This window comes from Chelativorans sp. Marseille-P2723, from assembly GCF_902809845.1.
Classification (GTDB): Bacteria; Pseudomonadota; Alphaproteobacteria; order Rhizobiales; family Rhizobiaceae; genus Chelativorans.
Genome location: NZ_CADDWI010000008.1, coordinates 893,712 through 919,913, shown reverse-complemented (window position 1 = coordinate 919,913; position 26,202 = coordinate 893,712). Strand labels below are relative to the sequence as shown.

Annotated in this window: 26 protein-coding genes and 2 pseudogenes; 16 read left to right on the top strand and 12 right to left on the bottom strand. The window is 59.2% G+C overall.

Features of this window, described 5'->3' with window-relative positions; translation table 11 throughout:
- Window positions 1-56: 56 nt before the first annotated feature.
- Window positions 57-2,856 (bottom strand): annotated as a pseudogene (gene uvrB, locus HUS57_RS06125) (excinuclease ABC subunit UvrB).
- A gap of 333 nt (window positions 2,857-3,189) precedes the next feature.
- Between uvrB and HUS57_RS06120 the strand changes: the two are divergent.
- Both HUS57_RS06120 and HUS57_RS06115 read left to right on the top strand, forming a co-directional pair.
- Window positions 3,190-3,402: a cold-shock protein gene (locus HUS57_RS06120; RefSeq protein WP_173931981.1), complete on the top strand. Its 213-nt coding sequence runs from the start codon at window positions 3,190-3,192 to the stop codon at window positions 3,400-3,402.
- Window positions 3,403-3,827: 425 nt separating this feature from the next.
- A complete protein-coding gene (locus HUS57_RS06115) occupies window positions 3,828-4,040 on the top strand; it encodes a cold-shock protein (RefSeq protein ID WP_173931980.1) in 213 nt (70 codons plus the stop codon).
- 90 nt (window positions 4,041-4,130) lie between these two features.
- On the opposite strand, the pseudogene HUS57_RS17930 reads toward HUS57_RS06115, so the two are convergent.
- A pseudogene (locus tag HUS57_RS17930) lies at window positions 4,131-4,232 on the bottom strand (IS5/IS1182 family transposase); the annotation flags it as partial.
- A gap of 56 nt (window positions 4,233-4,288) precedes the next feature.
- Window positions 4,289-4,675, bottom strand: a complete 387-nt coding sequence (locus HUS57_RS17925) for a hypothetical protein (RefSeq protein ID WP_246727756.1) — start codon at window positions 4,673-4,675, stop codon at window positions 4,289-4,291.
- Between the two features lie 1,280 nt (window positions 4,676-5,955).
- Between HUS57_RS17925 and HUS57_RS06105 the strand changes: the two genes are divergently transcribed.
- On the top strand, window positions 5,956-6,408 hold the full coding sequence (locus HUS57_RS06105) for a BA14K family protein (RefSeq protein ID WP_173931979.1): 453 nt from the start codon (window positions 5,956-5,958) through the stop codon (window positions 6,406-6,408).
- 221 nt (window positions 6,409-6,629) lie between these two features.
- Here HUS57_RS06105 and HUS57_RS06100 read toward each other — a convergent pair whose 3' ends face one another.
- Window positions 6,630-7,268, bottom strand: coding sequence for an MBL fold metallo-hydrolase (locus HUS57_RS06100; protein ID WP_246727755.1), 639 nt, complete (start codon window positions 7,266-7,268; stop codon window positions 6,630-6,632).
- 189 nt (window positions 7,269-7,457) lie between these two features.
- Window positions 7,458-8,351, bottom strand: a complete 894-nt coding sequence (locus HUS57_RS06095; protein WP_173931977.1) for a branched-chain amino acid aminotransferase — start codon at window positions 8,349-8,351, stop codon at window positions 7,458-7,460.
- 229 nt (window positions 8,352-8,580) lie between these two features.
- Between HUS57_RS06095 and HUS57_RS06090 the strand changes: the two genes are divergently transcribed.
- The 3 genes from HUS57_RS06090 (at window position 8,581) to HUS57_RS06080 (ending at window position 11,646) form a co-directional block, all read left to right on the top strand.
- Window positions 8,581-9,111 carry a MarR family transcriptional regulator gene (locus HUS57_RS06090; RefSeq protein WP_173931976.1) on the top strand — a complete coding sequence of 177 codons (531 nt, stop codon included), beginning with the start codon at window positions 8,581-8,583 and terminating at the stop codon, window positions 9,109-9,111.
- The gene (locus HUS57_RS06085; protein ID WP_173931975.1) at window positions 9,098-9,820 is read left to right on the top strand and encodes a response regulator transcription factor; all 723 of its coding nucleotides are present in this window, start codon (window positions 9,098-9,100) and stop codon (window positions 9,818-9,820) included. The genes HUS57_RS06090 and HUS57_RS06085 overlap by 14 nt, the downstream gene beginning before the upstream one ends.
- A gap of 533 nt (window positions 9,821-10,353) precedes the next feature.
- A complete protein-coding gene (locus HUS57_RS06080; protein ID WP_246727784.1) occupies window positions 10,354-11,646 on the top strand; it encodes an ATP-binding protein in 1,293 nt (430 codons plus the stop codon).
- An 80-nt stretch (window positions 11,647-11,726) separates the two neighbouring features.
- Here the strand turns inward: HUS57_RS06080 and HUS57_RS06075 are convergent, their stop codons facing one another.
- From HUS57_RS06075 to HUS57_RS06060, 4 genes are all read right to left on the bottom strand, one after another.
- Window positions 11,727-12,323: an NADPH-dependent FMN reductase gene (locus HUS57_RS06075; RefSeq protein ID WP_173931973.1), complete on the bottom strand. Its 597-nt coding sequence runs from the start codon at window positions 12,321-12,323 to the stop codon at window positions 11,727-11,729.
- Between the two features lie 177 nt (window positions 12,324-12,500).
- A complete protein-coding gene (locus HUS57_RS06070; protein ID WP_173931972.1) occupies window positions 12,501-12,851 on the bottom strand; it encodes a tRNA-binding protein in 351 nt (116 codons plus the stop codon).
- A 7-nt stretch (window positions 12,852-12,858) separates the two neighbouring features.
- Window positions 12,859-13,359, bottom strand: a complete 501-nt coding sequence (locus HUS57_RS06065) for a YbjN domain-containing protein (RefSeq protein WP_173931971.1) — start codon at window positions 13,357-13,359, stop codon at window positions 12,859-12,861.
- 325 nt (window positions 13,360-13,684) lie between these two features.
- Window positions 13,685-13,987, bottom strand: coding sequence for an accessory factor UbiK family protein (locus HUS57_RS06060; protein ID WP_173932320.1), 303 nt, complete (start codon window positions 13,985-13,987; stop codon window positions 13,685-13,687).
- A gap of 215 nt (window positions 13,988-14,202) precedes the next feature.
- On the opposite strand from HUS57_RS06060, the gene lgt reads away from it, so the two are divergent.
- From lgt to HUS57_RS06035, 5 genes are read left to right on the top strand one after another with little or no spacing between them, the layout of a single operon-like run.
- Window positions 14,203-15,060, top strand: coding sequence for a prolipoprotein diacylglyceryl transferase (gene lgt, locus HUS57_RS06055; RefSeq protein WP_246727754.1), 858 nt, complete (start codon window positions 14,203-14,205; stop codon window positions 15,058-15,060).
- Complete coding sequence (locus HUS57_RS06050; protein WP_173931970.1) at window positions 15,057-16,181, top strand: class I SAM-dependent methyltransferase; 1,125 nt, start codon at window positions 15,057-15,059, stop codon at window positions 16,179-16,181. Before lgt ends, HUS57_RS06050 begins: the two co-directional genes overlap by 4 nt.
- A 21-nt stretch (window positions 16,182-16,202) precedes the next feature.
- On the top strand, window positions 16,203-16,997 hold the full coding sequence (pgeF, locus tag HUS57_RS06045) for a peptidoglycan editing factor PgeF (protein WP_173931969.1): 795 nt from the start codon (window positions 16,203-16,205) through the stop codon (window positions 16,995-16,997).
- Window positions 16,997-18,148 (top strand): Xaa-Pro peptidase family protein, encoded by a 1,152-nt coding sequence (locus tag HUS57_RS06040; protein ID WP_173931968.1) that lies wholly within the window; start codon window positions 16,997-16,999, stop codon window positions 18,146-18,148. Before pgeF ends, HUS57_RS06040 begins: the two co-directional genes overlap by 1 nt.
- Before the next feature lie 41 nt (window positions 18,149-18,189).
- Window positions 18,190-18,693, top strand: coding sequence for a hypothetical protein (locus HUS57_RS06035; protein ID WP_173931967.1), 504 nt, complete (start codon window positions 18,190-18,192; stop codon window positions 18,691-18,693).
- Window positions 18,694-18,794: 101 nt separating this feature from the next.
- Here the strand turns inward: HUS57_RS06035 and HUS57_RS06030 are convergent, their stop codons facing one another.
- Window positions 18,795-19,481: an outer membrane protein gene (locus HUS57_RS06030; RefSeq protein WP_173931966.1), complete on the bottom strand. Its 687-nt coding sequence runs from the start codon at window positions 19,479-19,481 to the stop codon at window positions 18,795-18,797.
- Window positions 19,482-19,993: 512 nt separating this feature from the next.
- On the opposite strand from HUS57_RS06030, the gene leuA reads away from it, so the two are divergent.
- The 3 genes from leuA to HUS57_RS06015 all read left to right on the top strand — a co-directional run bounded on the left by leuA (window position 19,994) and on the right by HUS57_RS06015 (window position 22,906).
- On the top strand, window positions 19,994-21,658 hold the full coding sequence (leuA, locus tag HUS57_RS06025; protein WP_173932317.1) for a 2-isopropylmalate synthase: 1,665 nt from the start codon (window positions 19,994-19,996) through the stop codon (window positions 21,656-21,658).
- 270 nt (window positions 21,659-21,928) lie between these two features.
- A complete protein-coding gene (locus HUS57_RS06020) occupies window positions 21,929-22,543 on the top strand; it encodes a hypothetical protein (protein ID WP_173931965.1) in 615 nt (204 codons plus the stop codon).
- 165 nt (window positions 22,544-22,708) lie between these two features.
- Window positions 22,709-22,906, top strand: a complete 198-nt coding sequence (locus tag HUS57_RS06015; protein WP_173931964.1) for a DUF3955 domain-containing protein — start codon at window positions 22,709-22,711, stop codon at window positions 22,904-22,906.
- Between the two features lie 3 nt (window positions 22,907-22,909).
- Here the strand turns inward: HUS57_RS06015 and HUS57_RS06010 are convergent, their stop codons facing one another.
- A complete protein-coding gene (locus HUS57_RS06010) occupies window positions 22,910-23,833 on the bottom strand; it encodes a metallophosphoesterase (protein ID WP_173931963.1) in 924 nt (307 codons plus the stop codon).
- 95 nt (window positions 23,834-23,928) lie between these two features.
- On the opposite strand from HUS57_RS06010, the gene HUS57_RS06005 reads away from it, so the two are divergent.
- Window positions 23,929-24,381, top strand: coding sequence for an NUDIX domain-containing protein (locus HUS57_RS06005; RefSeq protein WP_246727753.1), 453 nt, complete (start codon window positions 23,929-23,931; stop codon window positions 24,379-24,381).
- A 25-nt stretch (window positions 24,382-24,406) separates the two neighbouring features.
- Here HUS57_RS06005 and HUS57_RS06000 read toward each other — a convergent pair whose 3' ends face one another.
- Window positions 24,407-25,396 carry a glutathione S-transferase family protein gene (locus HUS57_RS06000; RefSeq protein WP_173931961.1) on the bottom strand — a complete coding sequence of 330 codons (990 nt, stop codon included), beginning with the start codon at window positions 25,394-25,396 and terminating at the stop codon, window positions 24,407-24,409.
- Between the two features lie 271 nt (window positions 25,397-25,667).
- Here HUS57_RS06000 and HUS57_RS05995 point away from each other — a divergent pair, with 271 nt between their 5' ends.
- Complete coding sequence (locus HUS57_RS05995) at window positions 25,668-26,189, top strand: N-acetyltransferase (RefSeq protein WP_173931960.1); 522 nt, start codon at window positions 25,668-25,670, stop codon at window positions 26,187-26,189.
- Window positions 26,190-26,202 lie beyond the last annotated feature (13 nt).

Here is a 26,202-nt window from a genome sequence, read left to right as displayed (position 1 = left end):
GCCTGAGCCTGTAGCGATCAGGCGGCAAAGGGCAAGCAAGACGATTACGGTAATCCCTATCTTCCCGGACGTCCTGATTTCTTTGGACGCCGCCTGCGCTGGCGTTTCTCGGCAGGGTCTTCATAGGAGCCTGCGCCGATCTTGCCGCGCCGCAGAATGAGATCATCGTCTTCCCTAGGAGCAGGCGCCCTCCGTCCCAGGGGCGTTTCCGTGCGGCGCACAGTCATCTCGTCCAGGTCGTTCTTGCGGAAAAGACCCCTGCCCGCCGGCACCGCATGGGCACCGGACGAACCCATTTCGTCGAGGTCAGGCTTGCGGAAAAGGCTGGTAGGCGACGAAGTGGAAGAACCCCTGCCCTTTGCGGCCTGACGACGCTTCTCCTGTGTGTTCTCCACGCCTGCATCCCGCGACATGGGATCGTCCAGAAGGGCAAGCTCGGTTTCGCGCAGGCGCTTGATCTCGTCACGCAGGCGGGCGGCCTCCTCGAAGTCGAGATCGGCCGCAGCATCCCGCATGGACTTTTCAAGATATTCGAGATGAGCCTGAAGATTGTTGCCTACGAGATTGTTGAGGTCATCGCCCTTCGCCCCGCCAATCTCGGCGCGCACATGATCGCGCTCATAGACGGAATCGAGGATGTCCCCGATGTTCTTCTTGACGCTCTCCGGCGTGATCCCGTTCGCCTCATTCCACGCCTGCTGCTTCTCGCGGCGGCGGTTTGTCTCGGCCATCGCCCGCTCCATGGAGCCGGTGATGTGATCGGCGTAGAGGATGACGCGGCCGTCGACATTGCGCGCGGCGCGGCCGATGGTCTGGATGAGCGAGGTTTCAGAGCGCAGGAACCCTTCCTTGTCCGCATCGAGGATGGCTACGAGGCCGCATTCGGGAATATCCAAGCCCTCGCGAAGCAGGTTGATGCCGATCAGCACGTCGAAGGCGCCGAGGCGCAGGTCACGGATGATCTCGATGCGCTCCAGCGTGTCGATGTCGGAGTGCATGTAGCGCACGCGCACGCCCTGCTCATGCAGATATTCGGTCAGATCCTCCGCCATTCGCTTGGTGAGCACCGTGACCAGCGTGCGATATCCAGCTCTGGCGGTCTCGCGGATTTCGCCCAAAACGTCGTCCACCTGGGACTTGGCAGGGCGAACCTCTACCGGCGGGTCGATGAGGCCTGTGGGACGGATCACCTGCTCGGCGAAGACGCCGCCCGATTCCTCCATCTCCCAATTGCCGGGGGTGGCCGAAACAGCGATGGTCTGCGGGCGCATGGCGTCCCATTCCTCGAAACGCAGCGGCCGGTTGTCCATGCAGCTTGGCAGGCGGAAACCATATTCGGCCAGCGTCGCCTTGCGGCGGAAGTCGCCGCGATACATGCCGCCGATCTGCGGGATGGTGACGTGGGATTCGTCCACAAAGACAAGCGCGTTGTCCGGAACATATTCGAAGAGTGTCGGTGGAGGTTCGCCGGGTGCACGGCCCGTGAGATAGCGTGAATAATTCTCGATGCCGGCGCAGGAACCGGTGGCCTCCAGCATCTCAAGATCGAATCGTGTGCGCTGCTCCAGCCGCTGGGCTTCGAGCAGGCGCCCGGCACGCTCAAGTTCGGCGAGGCGCAGCTTCAGCTCTTCCTTGATGCCCTTGATCGCCTGGTTGAGCGTCGGGCGCGGCGTGACATAGTGCGAATTGGCGTAGATCTTGACCGACTTCAAGTCGTCGGTCTTCTTGCCTGTCAGAGGATCGAATTCGGTGATGGCCTCAATCTCGTCGCCGAAGAGCGAAATGCGCCATGCCCGGTCTTCAAGGTGGGCGGGGAATATCTCGATCGTGTCGCCACGCACGCGGAAAGAGCCGCGCGTGAAATCCGCCTCGCGTCGCTTGTATTGCTGTTCCACGAGATCAGCGAGCAATTGGCGCTGGTCGAGCCGGTCGCCCACGGCCATCTGGAAGGTCATGGCCGTGTACGTCTCGACCGAGCCGATACCGTAGATGCAGGAAACGGACGCAACGATGATGACGTCATCGCGTTCGAGCAGAGCGCGCGTCGCCGAATGGCGCATGCGGTCGATCTGCTCGTTGATGGACGATTCCTTCTCGATATAGGTGTCGGAACGCGGGACGTAGGCCTCCGGCTGGTAGTAGTCGTAATAGGAGACGAAGTATTCGACCGCGTTGTCCGGGAAAAAGGATTTGAACTCGCCATAAAGCTGGGCGGCAAGCGTCTTGTTAGGCGCGAGGATCAGCGCAGGGCGTTGCGTCTCCTCGATCACCTTGGCCATGGTGAAGGTCTTGCCCGAACCCGTGACGCCGAGGAGGACCTGCGTGCGGTCGCTGTTGTCGATGCCTTCCACAAGATCGCGGATCGCGGTGGGCTGATCGCCGGAAGGCTTGAACTCCGTGACCATCTTGAAGGGAATGCCGCCTTCCGTCTTTTCTGGCCGCGGCGGGCGGTGGGGCACCCAGGAATTCCTGAGGTTTGGGTCTCCCCCTTCTATAAGGCGCGACAGCGCGGCCACCGTGGCCGTGACACCGCCCGGCGCAAGGCCTTCGGCTTCCTCCAGCGTAATGTCCAGACCCGCGACCGGCATCATCTCGCGCGGAAGCCGCGCCGCCCATCGACGTGCCGCGCGCCGTCTTGCCCGGAGCGGCCGAGCGTTCCGGAATTTTCTTCTTCTTTGCGCCGGACGCCGCGGACCGAGCTGCTCGCGGCGCATCCTCATGCGAATGTGGCTGTTCGACCTGGCGGGCAATCTGCTCCGCCCAGTCCGAAACGGGACCGGAAAGAGGAGTCCCGGAAAGTGGAGGCTGCGACTGCTCTGCGAAGCCGCCAACATTCTTTCGCGATAATTTGGCCATTGGCGGAATATGGAGATTCCCAGCGCAAATGGAAAGGGGCGCCGCGATGCTATAGCGTCGCTGCCGCATCTTAAAGGACGCGCAGCCGCTCCAGCGGCCCAATGCCGGGGTAGACTGTCAGGAACAGACTGAAGCCGGCTCGTGCTGAATGAAACATCTCCGCTTGCGTCAATCCGTAATCCGTGCGATATGTGGCGGACGCTCGGGTGGTTGCAGACCCGGAGACTGGACGCGTTAATTGGACGACCCCTTTCCCCGACATCGTGACATCTGGCGAAGCGAAACTGCGCACGTTGCGCAGACGCTGACACTCAACGGGAAAAGGAGTTCCCCATGGCCCAAACCGGCACCGTAAAATTCTTCAACGCAACCAAAGGCTTCGGCTTCATCACGCCGGATGACGGTGCGAAAGATGTCTTCGTTCATATCTCGGCAGTCGAAAGCTCAGGCATGCGCTCGCTGGTTGACGGACAGAAGGTTGCATTCGACATCGAGCCCGACCGCATGGGCAAGGGGCCGAAGGCAGTGAATTTGTCCGCTGCCTAAACGACGGACCATTGAAGATGAAAGGCGCGCGGGCAACCGACGCGCCTTTTTTTATGTGGCTGAACAAGCAGAATTCTTGGTCTTGCGCGAAACGGTCGACAGGCCGCGCCAACGTTTCGATAACTGATATAATAGTCATGTTGCATGACTGACATAAAGTTTAGCTTGCCCGCTTCGTCAAAATGAGGGACAATTTTCCCGTTCGGGCATTTGCCGGCCCGGAGACTGGAATAGCATGCCCCCGGCATACGACACGAAAAGGCTCCCGGGATGTCGCGCGTATAAGAAATCCGGCAGGATCGCGCGTGAGCTGACTGTTTCTTCTCCCCCAGTAAACGACCGAGACCAACCCTGACCATGAGCGACAGGAAACACTGTGTTGATGGTCAGATGATGTAAGTGACGGGAGAAAAGGAATCCGTTCCATGCGCCAGAAAGGCATCGTAAAATTCTTTAACCACGCCAAGGGCTTCGGCTTCATCACGCCGGAGGATGGTCAGAAGGATGTGTTCGTCCATATTTCGGCTGTTCAGGCGTCCGGTCTGACCGGCCTGGAAGACGGGCAAAACGTGTCGTTCGACACCGAACCTGACAAGCGCGGCAAAGGCCCCAAAGCTGTCAATCTGACGCTTGGCTGAAGCTAGACGGGACGCCCGTGAGGGCGGAACGGCCTTTTCCACGCCGGCCTCGCGCCGGCGTTTTTTGTTCTAGGCTGTGGTGACAATTTATCATGTGAGCCAGAGCATGATGCTTGTCTGTTTGACGAAGTTGGCCGCAAGCTTGTCGTAGCGCGTTGCGAAACCTTGCCACTGCTTGAGTCTGGCGAAGAAGCTTCCGTGCCCCAGCGGTTCTTGTAGGCGACCGTGTCTCGTCGTGCTGATATTCGCTAGACGGCAGCGGGATGTCGGGGCTCGCCGCCGATCGTAGAGGTGGACGGCGTGGCGCGCTCTGTTGCGCCAACCCGCCTGCGATAAGGCGGCAGGCAGGTGCTATGTCGTTCTTTCGCTGGGTCGATGGAGAAGCGCACGGCCGGCCGCGAGCGTTTACAACGGCATGGAGCTTGGTGCCGAGCCGCCGCGCAAGCGGCCTTCAACTCCGCCCTTTCGCCACGCTCCGGCGCTTCAGCATGGACAAGGGTGACAGCGATCATCAGCCATTCGAGGGCGGGATTTCCCGGCAATGGCCTCAAACAGGCGGTCGAAGACGCCGTCTCGATCCAGCGATAACAGCGTGGCTTCACCGCCTGATAGAAGCGAATCTTCCGGTAGATCATGCCAGCGCGCCCGAACGTTCTATTCACAACAGCGCATTGAAGAAACGGCTATAATCGTGCGCGGACCGCGCGCTCCCTTCCATCCGCCCGACACGATCGTCACGAAGAGTTTTACCTTCCAAAGCCAACCTCCAAAAGCCGGCCTTGAACCTGATTTGCTCCCACAGGGGGAACCCCAAACCTTAAACTGTCACCACAGCCTAGACCACATCCTGTTGCGGGGCATATCCGGCTGCCCTAAGCATTCCGCGAGTTCGGCGGGAGTGAAAAGGTGGAGGATCGGTCCGGCCGCTTCCTTAGTGTGGCGTTGGTTCATTCGGCCCTTGCGCTGAGAAGCGCTTGAGTCTGGCAGAGGCCTTCTCGATCGGACGAAAGTCGAGAACGTTAAGGCCGCCAGCTAAGCACGCGCCTGCCGCCTGTTGATTCGCGCATGCCTGCAACCTTTTGGACCGGCAGGTTGTCCATCGCGCAACATGCCCTGCACGGTGTTGGGACTAGCACCTGCTCGAAATAGGCCAGAAGCACGGTGCGGTTCATGCGCGCCGTTATAGACAAAGGAAACGGTCATGCTCGCAAACGGCAGCGCGCACCAGTGAAGGCCGTGGTCTTCCAATGGCCTTCGGCTAGGCCGCAACGCGCGCCACGTCACGCTCTTGCGCAGGCGCGCCACCTTCGTCGACAGGCCCGCCTCGCAGATGAATACGAGCCTGACCGGATCGAGGAAGAGCTGGCCGTCAACCCCGGTCCGACGGCGCATCAAGATGTCGGGCGCTTCTGTCGTTCAACGTGATATCCTTACGCTCTGCCAGGAAGGCGCTGCGCTGCCTTGCCCGCGCTGTCCGCCGATCTTTGCCCTGCAACCCGGCAAATCCTGCGACAAGCAATCGTAGAGCCACGGCCTGCCGCGCAGACACATGCCTTCCTCGCAGCCCTTCAGGATGCAACCGCAAATCACCGCAAAGTGCTCTTCCCATCATCCACCTGAGCCAATGTGGACCCAGAAGCACACGCGAACGCAAACGTCACATCGCAGTCCAGTCATGAAACGTACGAAGTGCTCTCGACGTGGATCTTTTTGTTTTGGCGGAAAGGAACCAACCTGCCCTTCCTGTGCGTTACATGCACCGAAGGTCGAGCTGTGAATGAGGTGCGGAAAATCAAACTCCCTCATTCGCGCTGAAGGCTGTAGCCCAATGATGTTCAGCTACCGTTCAGCTAAGCTCACGTAACCTTGGCAGCACTGCAACTTTAACTCGTGTTCACACACGGGAGACAAAGCGATGAAACGGATATTGAAGAGCGCCGTGCTAGGTGTGGCCGTCGCGGCGACCACGCTTTCGGCGATTCCGGCTGCGCAGGCCGATCATCATTGGCGGCGCTACCACCGCCACCATAGCAGTGATACTTTTGCGGCCGGCATTGCTGGCCTTGCACTCGGCGCGATCGTCGGCGGCGCGCTTACACAGCCGAGATACTATTACCCTAATCCGGTCTACGCGGCACCGCCGGTCTACGCTCCGCCAGTCTATGCGCCGCCGATATACGCTCCGTTCCCGCGCTACCACTACCGCCCTGCCCCGGTCTATCGGAGCACCGTAACCTATTACGGCGCACTCGAGCCTTGGTCCCCCGGATGGTACAGGGCCTGCAGCGCACGTTTCCGCAGCTTCGACCCGGCATCAGGCACATATCTGGGCTACGACGGAAGACGCCATTTCTGCAACATACGTTGAGGTTGCAGGATCGACCGCAAAAGAGTACCGCATTCAACGGGTCAGACATCTTCCGTGCGTTCTTTGAATGAACGCACGGGTCCCTCTTGATTGGAGGACGCTGGCCGATCCGTCGCCGCGTGAGATGCGCGCGCCTCGCGCGTTGAGCCTTCCTGGATCATTCAACGTTTCATCCAAACGCCGAGTGACGTCGAGCGCGGACACTCGACGCTGGAACTCCGCTAAATCAGGAATGGATTGTTACGCCGCTCGTCGCCGAAGCGGCCACCCGGGCCGTGACCGCAGATAAAGCTGACATCATCGCCAAGCGGCAGAAGCTTGTCTTTGATGGAGCGGATAAGCGCGTCGTGGTCTCCGCCCGCAAGGTCCGTGCGGCCGATCGAGCCATTGAAGAGCACATCGCCAACATGAGCGAACTTTGCATCAGGGCTATAGTAGACGACATGCCCCGGCGCATGCCCGGGGCAATGCAGCACCTGAAACTCATGACCAGCAAAGGACACGACGTCGCCATCCTCCAGAAACCGATCGGGCGTGACATTGCGCACCTGCCCGGTAAGCCCGAACATCTGGGCTTGCGTCTCAAGATTGTGAAGAAGCTTCAGGTCGGCGGCATGCGGGCCGATGATCTCGACGCCAAGCGCGTCCTTCAGGTCCATCGCCGCACCCGCATGGTCGATATGACCATGCGTCAACCAAATCGCCTCAACCGCAACGCCGGCCTTCTCGACCGCCGCGCGGATCCGCTCCACCTCCCCTCCGGGGTCCACCACAACTCCACGCATTTCCTCATCATCGAAGAGGATGGTGCAGTTCTGCTGGAATGGGGTGACTGGGATTATGGCTGCTTTGAGTGTCATAAGCGTAGGGAATAGAGAAATGGGGAGGTAAGGCAATAAGAAAAACGGCCGGATGAACAAAAGATCCGTCATCCAGCAACTATTTTACCTTTCTCGCCCACCTGGTTTCGTTGGCGGCGGCTGTAGTATGACCGCCCGGCCGCTACCGAATCTGAAACCAAGCGCTGATAAGAAGAGAAAACGCGCCCTTTACTCAGCAGCCAAAGACTGCCGGGGTCTTACTTCCTGCGCATAATCGTCCATCAAAAGACGAGTGATCTCGCCGACCTGGAACTTATAGGGGCCGATCTCGGAAACGGGGGTTACTTCCGCCGCCGTGCCACAAAGGAAACACTGCTCAAAGCCAGTCATTTCTTCCGGCATGATCGCCCGTTCGACCACTTCCAGGCCGCGGCGGCGAGCAAGGTCGATGACCGTGCGCCGCGTGATTCCGTCCAGGAAGCAATCCGGCGTCGGGGTGTGGAGCAGACCATCCTTTACAAAGAAGATGTTGGCGCCGGTTGCCTCGGCCACCTGACCGCGCCAATCGAGCATCAGCGCATCCGCATAGCCCTTGGCTTCAGCGGCGTGCTTGGAAAGGGTACAGATCATGTAAAGACCCGCGGCCTTCGATTTCGAGGGTGCCGTCCGCGGATCGGGCCGGCGGTACTCGGCAATATCGAGCCGGATGCCTTTCAGCTTCATCTCCGGATCGAAATAGCTCGGCCACTCCCATATGGCGATGGCCAGATTGATACGGTTGTTCTGCGCCGAAACACCCATCATTTCGCTACCGCGCCAGGCAATAGGACGGACATAGGCATCCTCCAGACCTTGCTTGACCAGAAGCTGACGGCAAGCCTCGTCGATCTCAGCTACCGAATAGGGAATGCGAAAGCCCAGTATGCGGGCCGATTCATGAAGGCGTTCCGTGTGTTCGGTGAGCTTGAAAATTTCACCGCCATAGGCGCGCTCGCCCTCAAAAACGGCACTGGCATAGTGCAGTCCATGGGTCAGTACGTGGATCTTGGCATCGGCCCATTTGACGAACTCGCCATTGAACCAGATAAAGCCATCAAGCTGGTCGAAAGGAACGGATGCCATTGTAACCTCTCTTGTGGGTCTGAGCCCGAAAACTGCAGCGTCGGATGCGGAAGCGCCATTATGCGGAGGACCACCTGCCGATGCAATTCCGGCAAGGGAAGAACCGGAAAGCGGTCGCCAAGCGCCTTTTTGTTCGCTATGGGCCAAGAAGCTAGAAAAAATTATCAACGCCCCCTAATTATGTCAATATAGCTGACGTAATTTTCACCTGTGCCGAAAAGATGATGAAATGCCCATAAAGACGTCCGAACAGCCGGCGCCTGAGGCCGAGGACATCGATTTCACGCTGATCGAGCTTCTGTTCTTTGCATACCGGGATTTCACGTCTGATCCGGATGCGATTCTGCCGCAATATGGGTTCGGGCGGGCGCACCACCGCGTGTTGCATTTCGTCAATCGCAGGCCGGGCCTGACGGTAGCGGAACTGCTTGAAGTACTGCGGATCACCAAGCAGAGCCTTGCGCGAGTATTGAAGCAGCTCATCGACACTGGTTACATCATCCAGGTGCAGGGTGCACGCGACCGGCGTCAGCGCGAGCTTTACGTGACGAAGAAGGGCCACGCGCTAGCCCTCGCTCTGGCTTTGCCACAGTCCCGCCGTATCCGTAAGGCACTCGAAGAAGCGGGGATAGAGAATCGTGCCGGGCTGGAGCGGTTCCTGAGGGCAATGGTGAACCCGGAGCTAAGAGCCCAGCTCGACAGGCGGTCCGCCGATGGCGACCCGCCGGAAGAGAGAGGGCCGACAAATGATCGACGTTGAGGATGAAGGAGCCGACACAGGCAGGCCGTCCGACGATGCAGCGCATCTCCTTGTGGTCGACGACGATACGCGCATCCGCACCCTGCTTCACCGCTTTCTGCGCGAGAACGGCTTCCGCGTAAGCATGGCGGCCAACGCGGCTGAGGCACGCCGCAAGTTGGCAGGCCTTGAATTCGACCTCATCATACTGGACATCATGATGCCGGGCGAGGACGGGGTGACGCTGACCAAGAGTTTGCGCGAGGCGCGAAACGTGCCGATCCTGATGCTGACCGCACTGTCGGAGACCGATAACCGAATTAAGGGTTTGGAATCAGGTGCGGACGACTATCTTGCCAAACCATTCGATCCGCGCGAGCTGGTTCTGCGTGTCAATAACATCCTCCGCCGGGGAGGCCATCCAGACACGCCGAAGCTGGAGCAACTTGTCTTCGGTCCGTACACTTTCCAGATCACCCGTCGCGAGTTGAAGCGGGCCGGCGAGTTGTTGAAACTGACCGAACGCGAGCGCGAGATCATGGCGATCTTCGCGGAACGCGCGGGCGAGACGGTGCCCCGGCATGAGCTGGTCGGCAGCGACTCGGATGTCGGCGAACGCACCATCGATGTGCAAATCAACCGGCTGCGGCGAAAAATCGAGAAAGACCCTTCCAATCCCGTCTGGCTTCAGACGGTGCGGGGCATCGGCTACCGTCTCAGCGTGGAATAGCGCATTTTAGAAAAGTTCGGGCCGCGGGCTGTGCGTCCAGAAGGACGCATGGCACGAAATGAGAGCGCAGCAGCGCCATCACTGTGGCTAGCCGTATTTTAGTACTCTCGGTAAGGTCGCATCTTTTGCCAAGCCTTACTTCTTTTCAAGATGCCAATGCGCCTGGTTCCGTTCTTCGCCTGCTTTGACTTATCGATCGAAACACGTAGTAGTGCTGCGGTGGATACTTCCCCTCCCTGCCGGGAGGACTTCGAACGCTCTCCTCTTCTTATCCATTTGCAGGCCGCGGGCGAGCAGGTAAGCACAGCCAGCCATCTCGCCGCCGTGACGCTGCCGTGAAAGGCCGCTAAAGTGGAAGAAAGGGCGGCTGCAAGCGCTGCAGCGATTGTCGCGCGTCCGCCTGCATGGAAGGACATATGGCTCGATACGAACCCTTTGCAGCAGGTACAGGGACTGCGCTGGCACGGTTGCGGCAGGCGGGTTCTCCCTTGCGCCGGGGTTGGCGGCGCTTCTGGCAGATCGTCTCCCGCTACATGCCGAAGCGGCTTTATGCGCGGTCGTTGATCATCGTCATCGCGCCCATGATCCTGCTCCAGTCGGTTATTGCCTTCGTCTTCATGGAGCGGCATTGGCAGATGGTCACACAGCGTCTTTCCCAAGCGGTGACGCGGGATATCGCTGCCATCATCGATGTGATCGAATCCTACCCGCAGGAGGACGACTACGCCGAGATCATTCGTATCGCTCAGGAGCGGCTGCAACTCAGGATCAGCATAGAACCCCCGGACCCCCTCCCCGCTCCCGGTCCAAAACCCTTCTTTTCCCTTCTCGACCAGACGCTGACGGAAGAGATCACCCGCCAGATAAACCGGCCCTTCTGGCTCGATACGGTTGGAAATTCCAACATCATCGAGATCCGTATCCAGCTTGAGGACAGCGTGTTGCGAGTGTTCGCCCGCCGGGGGCAGGCCTATGCGTCTAATACCCACATATTCCTTCTGTGGATGGTGGGCACTTCCCTGGTCCTTCTAGCCATCGCGGTAGCCTTCCTACGCAACCAGATCCGGCCCATACTGCAACTGGCCGAGGCTGCGGAGAGCTTCGGCAAGGGACGGTCCACAACAGATTTCCAACCTCACGGCGCGGAGGAGGTGCGCCGTGCGGGCTCCGCCTTCCTGCAGATGCGCGAGCGCATCGAACGCCAGATCGAGCAGCGTACGGCGATGCTTACGGGCGTTTCCCACGATCTGCGCACCATTCTCACACGCTTCAAGCTGCAACTGGCCGTGGCCCGGAACAAGGCGGACATCAAGGCGCTGGACGCAGATATTGATGAGATGCGCTCGATGCTGGAAGGCTATCTGGCTTTTGCACGGGGAGAGGCCCTGGAGGACCCTGGCAAGTTCGATCTTGCAGCCTTTTTCTCAAAGATGGAGGAGGAGGCGCGGTTGCGCGGCTGTGCATTCACGGCCTCGCTTACCGGTGATAGCGAGGTTCTGGTACGCCCGAATGCCTTCTCCAGGCTTCTTGGAAATGTGATCGGGAACGCGTTCCGATACGCATCGAATGTGAGGGTGACGGCTTATCACGGCAACGGGACGTTGACTGTCACGGTCGAGGATGACGGACCCGGCATACCGCCCGACAAACGCGAGGAAGTCTTCAAACCCTTCGTGCGGCTGGATATTGCACGCAACCAGGACAAGGGAGGCACAGGTCTTGGCCTCTCCATCGCCCGGGATATCGCCCGCAGCCATGGGGGCGATATTGTGCTTGAGAGTAGCGAGACGGGCGGGCTTCGGGTCATCATCCGCGTGCCGGCATAGTCATCGGGGCGGGCCAACAGCCCAATCATTGATGGGGCGACGCGTTGCGCCTCAGCCTCGAGGCCCGGAATGAGGCACGGTCAGGCTGCTTCGACCTGTGCTTTGCGCTCGGCCTTACGGATGGGTTTCAAGGCGACTGCCCATTTATGCAGTTCGGTGAGCATAGCTTTTGCCCCTCCGACAATCTGTTCGTCTGGAACGAATTCGCCGTTCTCGCCGAGGAACTTAGGAAAGAAGGGAACAGGCACCTCCTGTGGCAGGGCATGAACATTCACGTTGCCCAGCAGGAGCCGCAAAGACTGGGCGGAGCGCATACCGCCGGAAACACCGCCGTAGCTCATCAGGCCGGCAGGCTTGTAATGCCATTCACGCTGCAGGACCTGTACCGCGTTCACAACGCTCGCTGGAGGAAAATAATCATATTCAGGCGTCACGAACACGAAAGCGTCGGCCGAGTCGACGCTTTCTGCCCAACGCCGTGTGTGCTCGTGCTCATACTGTTGCAACCGCGGGTGCGCAGCCTCGTCCAACAACGGCAGGTTGAAATCCATAAGGTCCACCAGATCAACGTTGAACGCGCCATGCGCTCCTGCGACCTGCGCGAGCCAATTGGCGATGAATGGCCCCTTACGGCCGGGACGCGTACTGCCGATAATGATGTTGAGCTTCAATGACATGCAATTCCTCGATGCTGCGCACCGCCCGTGCCGAGATGAAGGGAAGGGCAGTATATTTTTTATACCGAGGCGAAAGTAGATACTTTACTTCAAAGTACAAGACGGCGCTTTATCGCAACCAGCGCGCCAGCCGCACGCCGACAAAACGCGCCGAGCCTTGATGCCCAAGAATACCGGCTAATGCAGCCGACTCCCATTGGGAACCGGCTTGTCCGCGCTGGCAAGGACGACATCCCCAGCCTCGTCGGCAACACCCAGCGTCAGAACTTCAGACAGGAACTTGCCAATCTGGCGGGGCGGAAAGTTGACGACCGCCATCACCTGCCTACCGACCAAGGATTCGGGTGTATAATTGGCGGCGATCTGGGCGGAGGATCTTTTTGTTCCGATTTCCGGCCCGAAGTCGATCCACAGCTTGATCGCGGGCTTGCGTGCCTCTGGATAGGATTTGGCTTCGACCACAGTGCCGGCGCGAATGTCGATCCTGTCGAAGTCCGCGTATTCTATCTCCGGCTTTCTGGAACCCATGGCAAATTCAGGCCGTGCCGAAGGTTTCGAACAGAACACTGTTCAACGCTTGCTGTGCGGTGCTTCCCGACCACAGCACGTATTGGAATGCCTGATAATAGCACTCGCAAGCTTCCAGCGCGCTGTTGAGCATCACCTCCACCTGCTGGCTGGTGGGCTCCAGGCCACCGGCAAGCACAAGCGATTGCCGGAACATGATGACACCCTCCCGCTCCCAGAAATCAAAATGGCCGAAAAGCATCTGTTCGTTGATGAGCGACAGGAGGCGCATGATCTCCGCTGCCTTCTGTTCCGGCACCTTCAGGTCGAAGGCGCAGGCCACATGCAGCGCCTCGAACTCCTCCATCCAGGAGAAGGAGACGTGATAATCCGTCCAGGTGCCAGCGACCGAGATAGCGATTTCATCATCGCCATTGCGCTCGAAGCTCCAGTCGTTGGAATGCGCGACATGCTCGATGACATCCACTGGGTGAGCGCCGCGCATCACGTCGTATTCAAGAAGGCTCATAAATTCTGCTTTCCCTTTTTGGGGAGCACCATACGGCGCCCGCCATGTGGCACATTCGGTTCAAACGCACGCGACCGAACACGTTCGACACACTGAGCGGAGCGAAGAAGATACACGAGGACTGACGAGCCCGCCCCTGCCCGGCACATGATCCGAATCATGTAACAAATTCAGTCTATTGATAGCGGAACGTCTGGCCAGCCCTTTTTTCACAACCGCAACCTCGCGATGTGGATAGCCGGGGTTCTGCGATGCCTTACACTGGCTCTTAACTGACTCTAGCGCCAGCGTTTTTTGCGTTGCTCACAGCCAAGTAAAGCAGGGATTATTTTTTTGTGGGTGACGCATCAGAAGCACTTTCGGCCCCGGTGGCAGCGCCGGAAGCCAATTTCGCCTCCAAGGCTTCGATGCGCGCGAGCAGCATGATATTCTCTTCGCGCGCTTTGATGGCCATTTCACGAACCGCCTCGAAATCTTCCCGCTGGACGAGATCCATCGAGTTGACCATGCGCTCTGCCTGCGCACGGAAGAAGTTCTCGAATTCCCGGCTGACGCCCTGTGCGGCACCAGCAGCATCCGTTACCAGTTTCGCGAACTCGTCCAGGATTCGGTTCGTACCGTTGGTCATATTGGCGCCTTTCGTTGATTCTATGCAGTTAGGGTTCACCGGCCACAAATGCAACCGCCTACATCTCTGCACGCTTTATGGCCCGGGCTTGACCTCGCCGCAATGCTTGCGCATAGGTCCGCCCCTACGAACCCGACGCCTTGCTGCGCCACGCATCCCGGAAATCCCTCTTTCCGGTCTTTGGAGCAAGACCCCAGCTATAACAGGAGGCATGCTTGAGCGATCATTTTCTCCTGCTGCCACTGGCTGCCCTTCCCTTCCCCAATATCGACCCCATAATCTTTGAGATCGGGCCTTTCGCTATCCATTGGTACGGGCTTGGCTATGTGGTGGGCATACTCTTTGCCTGGTGGTATGCGAAGCGGCTTGTCAGCAGGCCAGGCCTTTGGGCGAACGAGACCCCGCCCATGCGGCCGGAGGACCTCGACGACTTCGTTATCTGGGCAGCGGCCGGCGTGGTGCTCGGGGGCAGGCTCGGCTACGTGCTTTTCTATGACCTGTCCCGTTATATCGAGAACCCGCTCGACATCATCGCCATATGGCAAGGCGGCATGTCCTTCCATGGCGGAATGCTGGGCACCATTCTCGCCATGCTCCTGTTTGCGCGCTCGCGCGGCATCAATGCGTGGAGCCTGCTCGATACGGTTGCAGCGGGCACGCCGGTCGGGCTCGGGCTGGTGCGGCTTTCCAACTTCATCAATGCGGAGCTTTGGGGGCGGCCGACCGACGTTGCCTGGGGCGTCGTCTTTCCCGGTGGCGGCCCGTTGCCGCGCCACCCCAGCCAGCTTTATGAGGCAGCGCTTGAGGGGTTGGTGCTGTTTCTCGTACTGCGCTTCCTCACCCACCGGCGCTTCAGGCTGAAGACCCCGCGGTTTGTGGGCGGAGCGTTCATCTGCGGGTACGGAATTTCGCGGATCTTTGTCGAGTTCTTCCGCGAACCGGATGCTCACATCGGCTATCTGGCCGGGGGCTGGTTGACGATGGGAATGATTCTGTCGACGCCCATGGTGACCGCAGGAATCTGGGCTATGGCGACAGCACGGAAATCCATCCCTGCCGGACAGGAAAGATGAACCTGCTGGGACAGAAGATCAGCCGGTTGATCGAGGTCACAGGCCCGATGAGCGTTGCCGACTACATGGCGCATTGCCTGTTCGACCCGGAGTATGGCTACTACACCACGCGCGAGCCGTTCGGGGCTGCGGGCGACTTCATCACAGCCCCGGAAGTAAGCCAGATGTTCGGCGAGCTTGTCGGCATCTGGCTCTACGCGGCCTGGCAGGCAGCCGGGGCTCCGCAAGATGCCGTCTTCTGCGAGATAGGGCCTGGGCGCGGCACACTGATGAAGGATATGCTGCGAACGCTGGCGCGAGTGGCACCTGCATTCCTGAAATCCCACCGCTTCACTCTGGTGGAGGCGAGCCCGCGGCTGAAGGCAGTACAAAGGCGGGTGCTGACTGACACACCCGTGCCGCTCCACTGGTACGACCGCATCGAGGAACTTCCCACCGGACCGCTCTTTATCGTCGGCAACGAGTTGTTCGATGCCGTGCCCATACGTCAGTATGTGAAGACTGGCACGGGCTGGCGCGAGCGGGTGGTCGCTTTCGATGCGGATGGTGGGCTTGCCTTCATGGCCGGCGCTGGAGCCCTTGACCCCGCCCTGCTGCCGCCAGAGGCAGCTCGTGCGGCGGATGGCACGATCTTCGAAATCTCGCCCGCCAGGGAGGCGATTATGGATGTGATTGCCGCTCGGCTGGCAAAGGACGGCGGCGCAGGACTTTTCATCGATTACGGCTATGAAGGCCCGGCTCTGGGGGACACGCTTCAGGCCGTGCGCCGCCATGCCTATGAGGACACACTCGCCAGCCCCGGCGAGGCGGATCTCACCGCGCATGTGGATTTTACCGCACTGGCTAAGGTAGCGCGGTCACACGGTCTTGCGTCGCGGCTCATGCTACAGCGCGATTTCCTGCTTGGGCTTGGGCTGCTTGAACGGGCAGGACGGCTAGGCGCAGGCAAGAGCATGGAAGAACAGGAACGTATTCGCAGCGAGGTCGAGCGGCTGGCCGATCCGGAGCAGATGGGTGTGCTGTTCAAGGTTCTGGCGGTCATGCTTCCCGAAATGTCGGTTCCGCCCTTTGGCAACGCGATTGACTTGAATCCTTGCCTGCCTCACGATCCGCGCGTCTGAAAACGGACTATGAAAACCAGCATGCTGGACCAGCCAATACCGGAACCCCTCCGGTCGCCGCTTCTCGATAGTGCCCGCGCCAGCGGCGTAAGGCATGGGTTCTTTACCCGAGCAGCCGGCGTATCGGAGGGTATCTATCACAGCCTCAATGTGGGGCTGGGTTCAGGCGATCACCCCGAAAAGGTACATGAAAACCGCCGGCGGGTGGCTGCCCGGATGGGCGGGGACCCGCATCGCCTTATAACCGTTCATCAATGCCATTCGGCCGACGCGATCGTGGTGGAGACGCCATTTCGCGGAAGCCCGCCCCGCGCCGACGCAATGGTCACCGCCAGTCCCGGCCTGGTGCTGGGCGTGCTCACGGCAGATTGCGGGCCTGTCCTCCTCGCAGATGACAATGCCCGCGTGATCGGCGCGGCGCATGCAGGTTGGAAGGGTGCGTTCACCGGAGTTCTTGAGAACACCGTTGCGGCCATGGAACGCCTTGGCGCGCAACGCGAACGCATCATTGCAGTCCTTGGTCCTTCCATCAGCCAGGCGAACTATGAGGTGGGGGCGGAGTTTGTCGAACGGTTCACCACCGCTAACCCGGAGAACGAGCGCTATTTCCGGGCGTCGTTCCGCACCGGCCATGCCTTTTTCGACCTCAATCTCTACACGCTCCACCGCCTGGAAAGGGCGGGGGTGCGCGCGCATGCCCTTGGCCGGTGCACCTATACGGAGGAGGAATGCTTCTTCTCCTACCGCCGTTCCGTTCATCGTAACGAACCGGATTACGGACGCCAGATATCGGCGATCGCATTGGAGGAATTTTGATGGCACTTCATTTCGACCGCGCCGAATTCGACGCCCGGCGGGACCGGCTCGTCATCGAGATGTCGGAGCGCAAACTGGATGCAATGCTGCTTTTTGCACAGGAAAGCATGTACTGGCTGACGGGCTATGACAGCTTCGGCTTCTGCTTCTTCCAGTGTCTTGTGGTGAAAGCCGACGGCTCCATGGTTCTTCTGACCCGCTCGGCTGACCTGCGGCAGGCACGGCACACCTCCATCATTGAGGATATCCGCGTCTGGAACGACCGTCATGGTGTCAATCCGGCCGCAGAGCTGCGCAATCTGCTCAATGACCTTGATCTGCTCGGCATGCGCATCGGTGTGGAGTATGACACCCATGGGCTGACTGCAAAGAACGGCAAGATGCTTGACGAACAATTGCAGACATTCGGCAAGATCGAAGACGCATCCGATGTCATCGCGCACCTCAGGCTGCTGAAGAGCCCAGCCGAGATCGAGAAGGTAAAGCGGGCCGCAAGCCTTGCCGATGACGCGCTGGATGCGGCGCTTCCGCTCATCAAGCAGGGCGGGGACGAGGCGGCGATTCTAGCCGCGATGCAGGCAACGATTCTTGCTGGCGGCGGCGACTACCCGGCTAATGAATTCGTTATCGGCTCAGGCCAGGATGCGCTTCTCTGCCGTTATAAGGCCGGCAGGCGCAAGCTGACCAAGAACGATCAACTTACCCTCGAATGGGCGGGCGTCTACCATCATTATCATGCCGCCATGATGCAGACAGTACTGACCGGCAAGGCTTCCCGCCGCCATCAGGAATTGTTCGAGGCCGCGCGCGCTGCTCTTCTGGCCTGTGAAAAGGTGATGTCGCCCGGCAACAGCTTCGGAGATGTTTTCGATGCCCACGCCAAGGTGATGGAGGCGAGCGGCCTGACGAAGCACCGTCTCAATGCATGCGGCTATTCGCTGGGCGCACGCTTCTCGCCCTCCTGGATGGACCCGCCGATGTTCTATGCAGGCAATCCCGAGCCCATAGCCGCGGATATGACGTTATTTGCCCACATGATCATTATGGACTCGGAGTCGGGCACGGCTATGTGTCTCGGCCGCACCTATCTGACAACAGAATCCTCCCCCCTGCCCCTTTCTCGCCACGGTATCGATTTGATCATAAGGTAGAAGTCGGTTCAGAAGCGGGGAATTTGCGGGGAAAGGAAATAATGCGCTTTCGATCGGCAGCATGGCTTCTACCACTGGCGTTTCTCGCCGGTTGTTCGTCAATGGATTTGGGCGGGTTTTCGTCCGATTCAGGCTCAACAGGTACTCAGACGTCCTTCTTCGGCCAGCGGACGCCAGCCCGAAATGTTCGCCTGCAGATAACGCCGGTAATCGGCGCGGATGCAGCGGCAGTGCCTGCGCTTTCCAGCCGGCTTCAGGCAAGGGCCAGCCAGCAGGGCTTGCCCGTTACCAGCGATGCCGGAAGTGCGACGCATATCCTAAAGGGCTATTTTTCTACCATCACCGAGAACGGGCAGACGACGGTCATCTATGTCTGGGATGTCCTCGATCCGGCGGGAAACCGGCTGCACCGCATCCAGGGACAGGAGCGAGCAACCGGCGGATCCGGGGAAGGATGGCCCGCCGTGACCGATGCCACTATGGAAGCCGTTGCCGACAGGACAGTCGACGAACTGGCAAGCTGGCTTGCCAGCAACGCCGCCTGACACTGGCTTTTCGAGCATCGTCGGATCGGCTGGAAAGAGCATTCCGTGCCATGGACCATTATAGATGGCTGGGGCTTGTCGTCCCAGCCAGCGATGGTTCTTCAGAATTTGTAAGCCATGCCGAAGCGTAGGGTGTGCCCCACAGGTTCGATATCGAGGTCGCCAACTCTCTTATGGAGCGTGTCGGGAAGATCCAGGTAAAGATATTCAAGCCTGCCAATAAGCCTTTCCGAAAAGGCCATATCCATGCCTGCACCAAGCGCGTAGCCCGCAAAGGTATCTTTCTGATCGAAAGTCAGGTGGTGGGTCGTCTCGTGTTCTGTCTTTAAGGTTCCATGAGCGAGCGCAACGCCTGCCGTCACATAGGGCAGTATCCGGCCGATTGAATAGCCGGCACGCAGGCGGGCGGTAGCAAACCAGTCCGTGTCGTAGCTGGCTGAAAATGCACCTTTGCGGTATTCGAGTGCGATATCCGAAAGCTGCGCATCGCCTTCAATGCCGAATATCCAAGGACCGAACGCCCGGTTGTATCCGGCATATACGCCGCCGAACATTCCATCGGCATAAAGCCTCTTCTTATCGGGTAAGACGGCGGCGACGATGGCGCCTCCATCCACCTCAGCCTTGCTCCATGCGAAACCGCCGGCGAGGCCGAAATAGGGCCCGGACCAGTCAAAGGCATGCGCTTCCGGCGTCTTTTCGTCAAGGTAAAGCGCGTCCGCTGCGAAAAGCTCGCCTGCAAGAAAACAGAGCGTAAAGCTAGCAACTCCGGCGTGTAATATCCTCATCCGAGTACTCCATAAAAATGGAGGACTCCACCGCGCGGGGCGGCGGTGCCCTCCCCCACGGCAACGCCCCACTTGACGGGGGCGCGTATTCGGAATGAGACTGGACTATAACAATTTAAAGTCGTTTAACTGGATACTTACAACCTAAGATCATCCCACAAGAACCTTGTTCTTCGAGTCAAGCGCGAAAGCCGGTTGCATCTTGCTTTCGGCTCGTCTATCAGACGCTCATGAGCCATTCAGCATGCGCGAAATCTGCTGTTCTTGCCGCCTCCATCGGAGCGGACCTGCATGCTACTCTATCCGAACTTCTGCTTCTCGGCCTTATCGGCGATCGCCGGGTCCACTGAAGGGGCGCCCGGCGATCGGATGTCGCCGGAAGCTTCTGGCTTGCTCCTTCTTTAACTGGAAATGAGGAAGTCTTGCAGGCAAGTGCGCTGTAGCAAAGCGCCAGGAGAAGTGGAATGGATTCCAAGATTAGAAATGCCAGGCAGAGCGTCGACAAGAAGGGCATGCCTGATGCGGCGCAAAAATATCAACCTTATCCCCTGATCGATCTTCCTGACCGCGTCTGGCCATCCAAACGCATCGAAAAGGCGCCGATCTGGTGCTCGGTAGACCTGCGCGATGGCAATCAGGCTCTCATCGACCCGATGGGGCACGAACGCAAGTCGCGTATGTTCGCATTGCTCCTCGACATGGGCTTCAAGGAGATCGAGATCGGCTTTCCTTCGGCCTCCCAGACGGATTTCGACTTCACGCGCTGGGCGATCGAGCATGGCAATGTGCCCGATGACGTATCGCTCCAGGTGCTCGTACAATGTCGTCCTGAACTGATCACGCGCACGTTTGAGGCGCTTGAAGGCGCGCGACGTCCGATCGTCCATTTCTACAATTCGACCAGCGAATTGCAGCGCCGTGTCGTCTTCGAAAAGGACGTTGCAGGCATCAAGAAAATTGCCACAGACGCTGCCAGGATGATTACCGACATGGCGGCCGCGGCAGGTGGTGAGTATCGCTTCCAATACTCACCGGAAAGCTTTACCGGCACGGAGCTAGAGGTGGCGCTGGAAATTTGCAATGCGGTGATCGAGATCGTGGATCCTACTCCCGAAAACAAACTCATCATCAACCTGCCCGCAACGGTGGAAATGTCCACACCGAACATCTACGCGGACCAGATCGAATGGATGGGGCGCCATCTGGACCGGCGCGACAGCATCATCGTATCCCTGCATCCGCATAATGACCGAGGTACGGGCATAGCGGCGACCGAACTTGGCCTAATGGCCGGTGCCGAGCGCGTCGAGGGCACGCTTTTCGGCAATGGCGAACGCACCGGCAATGTCGATGTCGTAACGCTGGCGCTGAACATGTATACGCAGGGCGTTGACCCGATGCTGGACTGCTCCGACATCAACCGGATCAAGGACGTCTATGAATATAGCAACCAGCTGCGCATACCCGAGCGGCACCCCTATGTGGGCGAGCTGGTTTACACGGCTTTCTCAGGTTCGCACCAGGATGCCATCAACAAGGGGATGAAGGCGTTCCGCAAAGCTAACAGGGAGCAGTGGGAGGTTCCCTATCTGCCCATCGACCCTGCCGACGTGGGACGGACCTATGAGGCGATCATCCGCATCAACTCCCAGTCAGGCAAGGGCGGCATCGCCTATGTTCTCCAGGCCGATTACGGCCTGAACCTGCCGCGCAATCTGCAGGTTGAGTTCCGCGAGGATATTCAGGCCATCACGGACGCGGAAGGTAAAGAACTGCCGTCCAAATGCATCTACGACCGCTTTCTGGAGCTTTATGTCGAGCAACCGGGCGCGCGGCTGAAATTCGTCGATCACCAGACCTTTCCCGATCCCGATGCAAAGGGCCGGCGCATTGTGGAGGCCATAATTCTCGACAAGGGTAAGGAGACGACAATCAAGGGCATCGGGAATGGGCCTATAGATGGCTTCATCAATGCCCTTTCCGCCTATGTGGGGGTGGAGATGACCGTCCACGAATATTCCGAGCATTCACTCCAACGCGGGGCCGACGCTGCGGCCATCTGCTATATGGATGTGGAGCATCCGGGCGGCAGGCTGTTCGGTGTAGGCATCAACACAAATATAGTTGCTGCTTCGCTGGAGGCGGTGGTCTCAGCGGCCAATCGCATCGTCGGATAGGCCGCGCTGGAACCGGGCGGTGCCGCAGAGGGTGCGGACGCATGCAATCGCGCGGGCATCGCCTTTCCGAAAGCTGATTCCGGCTTCTAAAAAGGTCTTGCTACAAGGAAGGACCTCGGCAACACAGCGGGCTTGCCTTGTCTTGCCGCGCAATCATGCTCCGATTGGTTGAAAGTGCGGTGTTTTCGTCAGGAACGGAAACGATTCGAGATGATTTTCCGGGCGTGCCGTGTTAACGATTAGGAAAGATCTTGGTCTGGAGGACCGAGGATGAGCGAGGCCGGCCAGAAAGTCGCGCCGCCAGGCAATGTGCGCAGACTTTCCGATGTCGTGCGCGAGATTAAAACTGCCGCAGCCGACCGCGAGGACGTGGTGGTGGAGATGCGGGAAGCAAGCCGTACACGGCTGGAACTTCTCGCACAGGAGCTTGCACCTGTCTTTGCCGAAGTGCCGGAGGACGACCCTACCTTCGACTTCGCGCTTTCGTCGGGTGAAAAACCGCGTCTTTGGATAGATGCTGTGGCCCATATCGTCATGGGCCCGGATAGGCGCACCTATCGCTTTCTGCGCGATACGCGCCTCGGCCGCGTGGTTCTGGCAGAATCCACCGAAGTGCGGACAGTTGCCGATCAGGTTACCCGCTATATCGCCGAGCGCATGGTAGAGCGCCAGCGCCTGGTTGAAGGCGAGGTTGTTGCCCTGCCCCGCATGTCCGAGAGGCGGCAAAGCTTGGCACAGGAAGCGTCTGCGGCAAAACCAAGCATATGGCGAGCCACCGTCGGGGCTCTTCTTCTGGTAGCTGCCGGGGGCGTTGTCGGCGTTGCAGCCATGCTCTTCTTCCTCTCGGACCGCTTTCCCGAGTTGCAGCAATATCTTCAGCCCTGACGCAGCGCCCCTCTGCCCTTGCACGCGATCATTAAGGCAGCTTTCCAGCGCGCGCGAGAAAAGCCGTGGAAATCTGGCAAAAGACTCATTTTGGCCGCTCTGCCCGCAAACTCTGGACTCTTTTCAGATACGGCGGCCATTCGCCTTTTTCCATGGAGCCACTTCATGAACCGATTTCTATGGGCGTTTATCGCATTCGCCATATTCGCAGCAGTCTGCTTCCTGGCTTTTTTCATGTTCGTGGGAACAGATATCACCCACCAGGACACAAGCAACGAGCGCTTCTATCTGGTGCCTATGGGATACCTCTCTTCCTTCGTCAGCGGCATCTGCCTGCTGGCCGGGTTTGCCACGAAGGTATGAAGCTCACGCAGGAGCACGATCAGTGGAAACCAGCCATTGCGTGGAAAGCTCAGTGACCTCACCGCCCGACACACGGGGGCCGCGCCGGCTGAGGCGCACCTGCCAAGCGCCAGGTGCGCCAATGATCTCAAGAAGATTATAATGGGCTGGGGGGTGTGCTCCGCCATGTGCCTGGCCAGCCGCCGCCACGCCTACAACCGGGATAGTCGTTCCCCGCGATCCATCTATGCGGTGGACGGTAGCCAGATGCGTATGCCCATGTAAGACAATTTCCGCCCCATGCCGCCGCACGATGTCCTGAAAACGGCCGATACCAAGGAGCCGCTTGTGCGCGCCCGTCGCACCGCGTACGGGCGGATGGTGAATGAGGATAATCCGGAACAGGCCGCTATCACCGGTCTCGTCCAGCAGCCTTGCGGTCCTGATGGCCTGCTCTTCGGTAAAGAAGCCGCTGGCAAGAAAGGGCGCTGTTGCCCTCGCAGAGGAAACGCCGATCAGCGCAATCGGCCCGCGCACGCGCAGATAGGGGAAGCTTCTGCGATCAACCGGCCCAACCTCCCCGTCACCCATCATGTAATCGCCCCAGGCTGCATAAACCTTTTCGAGCGCCCCGGGCACATAGGCATCGTGATTGCCTGGCACAACGGAGATGTCATGTGGGCTGCCCATACCTTCCAACCACAGCCGCGCCATTTCGATTTCCTTGTCAAGCGCAAGATTGACCAGATCGCCCGTGAGCGCGATATGGTCAGGCGCAGAAGCCACAATGTCTTCGGTGATGCGGTCTATAATGCCCTTGTCGAGGCTCACTCGGCGGCGACGTTGCCAGTTGATGTAGCCGGTAATACGCTTTGAGACCAACTCGCGATAACTTACTTCGGGGAGCGGGCCGAGATGGATATCGGAAAAATGCGCGAGCCGGAACATAAACCGTGTGTAGTGCAGGACGGCTTCGCTTTCCAGCCCCGAGCTGCGCGATGACCCGTTCTTCACACAGCGTTGACGCGCAACCACCGGATAGGATGCGACTGCGCATCCGGATTTTTCATCTTTATCATTTGCTGCGTCGACCTTTGACTGTCGGCGTGCGCGCCGTTGTTATCGACGCTCATGGCGCGATCCTGCTCGTCCGCCACACCTATGTAGGCGGATGGCACCTGCCTGGCGGCGGCGTCGAGCCCGGTGAAACGCTTGAAGACTGTCTTGTCCGCGAGTTGCGGGAGGAAGGCAACATCGTCCTGCTCGGGTCACCGGTACTAAAGTCTGTGCACCTCAACCGCAGCGCCAGCAGGCGTGATCATGTCGCCGTCTATCTCGTTGCCGATTTTCGCCAGGAAGGGAAGCGCAAACCCGACCTGGAGATCGCCGAGGCCCGCTTCTTCCCGCTCGATGATCTGCCGGACGGCACCACATCCGGCACGCGACGGCGGCTGGCAGAAATCTTCAACGGCCAGCCAGTCTCCGCGGAATGGTGAGAGGCGGAAAGCCGGCGGCGGGGCCTCAGGCCGCCTTTTTCAACCTTTCCCGGTCGTGCGGGGCATTATAGTTCAGTTCCGGCCCCACGGGCACAATGCGCGTCGGATTGATGGTTGCATGGCTGGCGTAATAATGCGCCTTGATGTGATGCATGTTCACGGTCTCGGCTATGCCCGGCACCTGGTAGAGCTCGCGGAGGTAGTTCGAAAGGTTCGGGTAATCGGCTATTCGCCTGAGATTGCACTTGAAGTGGCCGACATAGACAGGATCGAACCGCACGAGCGTGGTAAAGAGCCGCCAGTCCGCTTCCGTCATCTGCTCGCCGGCGAGATAACGCTGACGCCCCAAACGCTCTTCCAGTCCATCCAGCGTCTCGAAAAGTTGGCGAAAAGCTTCTTCATAGGCCTCCTGCGTAGTCGCGAAGCCCGCCCGGTAGACACCGTTGTTCACATTGGCATAGACGCGCTCATTGATCTCGTCGATTTCGCTGCGCAAGCTTTCCGGATAAAGATCGATTGACGGGTCTGCCCATTCATCGAAGGCGGAGTTGAACATCCGAATGATTTCTGCGGATTCGTTGCTGACGATGGTCTCCGTCTTCCTGTCCCAGAGGACGGGCACCGTTACCCGCCCTGAGTAATACGGATCCGCCTTGGTGTAGATTTGGTGCAAATAGTCCGAGCCATAAAGATCGTCGCCCGTCGCACCGTCTTCCTTGAGAAACGTCCAGCCGTTGTCGCCCATGAAATGGTGGACGACCGAGACGGAAATGATCTCCTCAAGCTTCTTGAGCTTGCGGAAAATGAGCGTACGGTGTGCCCAAGGGCACGCAAAGGATACGTAAAGGTGATAGCGCCCCGGCTCAGCTCCGAAGCCCCGCTCGCGCCCCGGCGCAGGCGCACCGTCCTTCGTTACGAAGTCCCTGAACTGCGACTTGGAGCGCTCGAACCGCCCGCCTGTTTTTGAAGTGTCATACCATTCATCGTGCCAGGTACCGTCAACTAGCAATCCCATGACATTCTCCTTGTAACTCTTAGCTATCTAAGACGGTGCAGCGCCGTTACCAAGCGCGGGCGGTCTGAACGGACCGTCAACAATCAGGCCTGCGGCTTTAATCCAGTGGACTAAGCACGCGTTTGATGATAGCGGGGCGGCAGTAGGAGAAACAAACAATGACCCTGTTCCGGGTAGAACGACGACGAAAGGGCTGACGCGCCGAGATGCGCGATCGATTGGCACTGCACGTGCCTTCAGATCATCCTTTCGAATGACCGGAACGCGACCCATGCTCCTAGCCGATATTCTCTTCCTGCCGGAAGAGGCGGCGCACGACGCCGAAATAGAAGAAATCAACGCCGAAGCTTTCGGGCCGGGCCGTTTTGCCCGCGCAGCCTACCGTATCCGCGAAGGGGGGCCGCATGAGAGGGCTCTCTCCTTCATTGCAATGCACGACGGGCATGTGGTTGCCTCGGTCCGTCTAACACGTGTTGCTGCTGGTGAAGGGCTTGGCCTGCTGCTTGGGCCGCTTGCCGTGCGTCCCAGCTACAAGAACCAGGGCATCGGCAAGAAACTGGTGCGGATCGCGCTTGAGGCGGCGCGCAAAGCTGGCTGGGGCGTTGTTGTCTTGGTGGGCGATGAGCCCTATTATGGGCCGTTGGGCTTCTCGCGCATTCCCCTCGGGCAGATTACTATGCCGCGTCCTGTCGATCCCAACCGGTTGCTAGCAGTGGAACTCGAAGAAGGCGCTCTATCCAGGATGTGCGGAATGATGGTGCATGCAGGCGCCAGCGCACCCGTTGTAGCTTAAGGGCATCACTAGC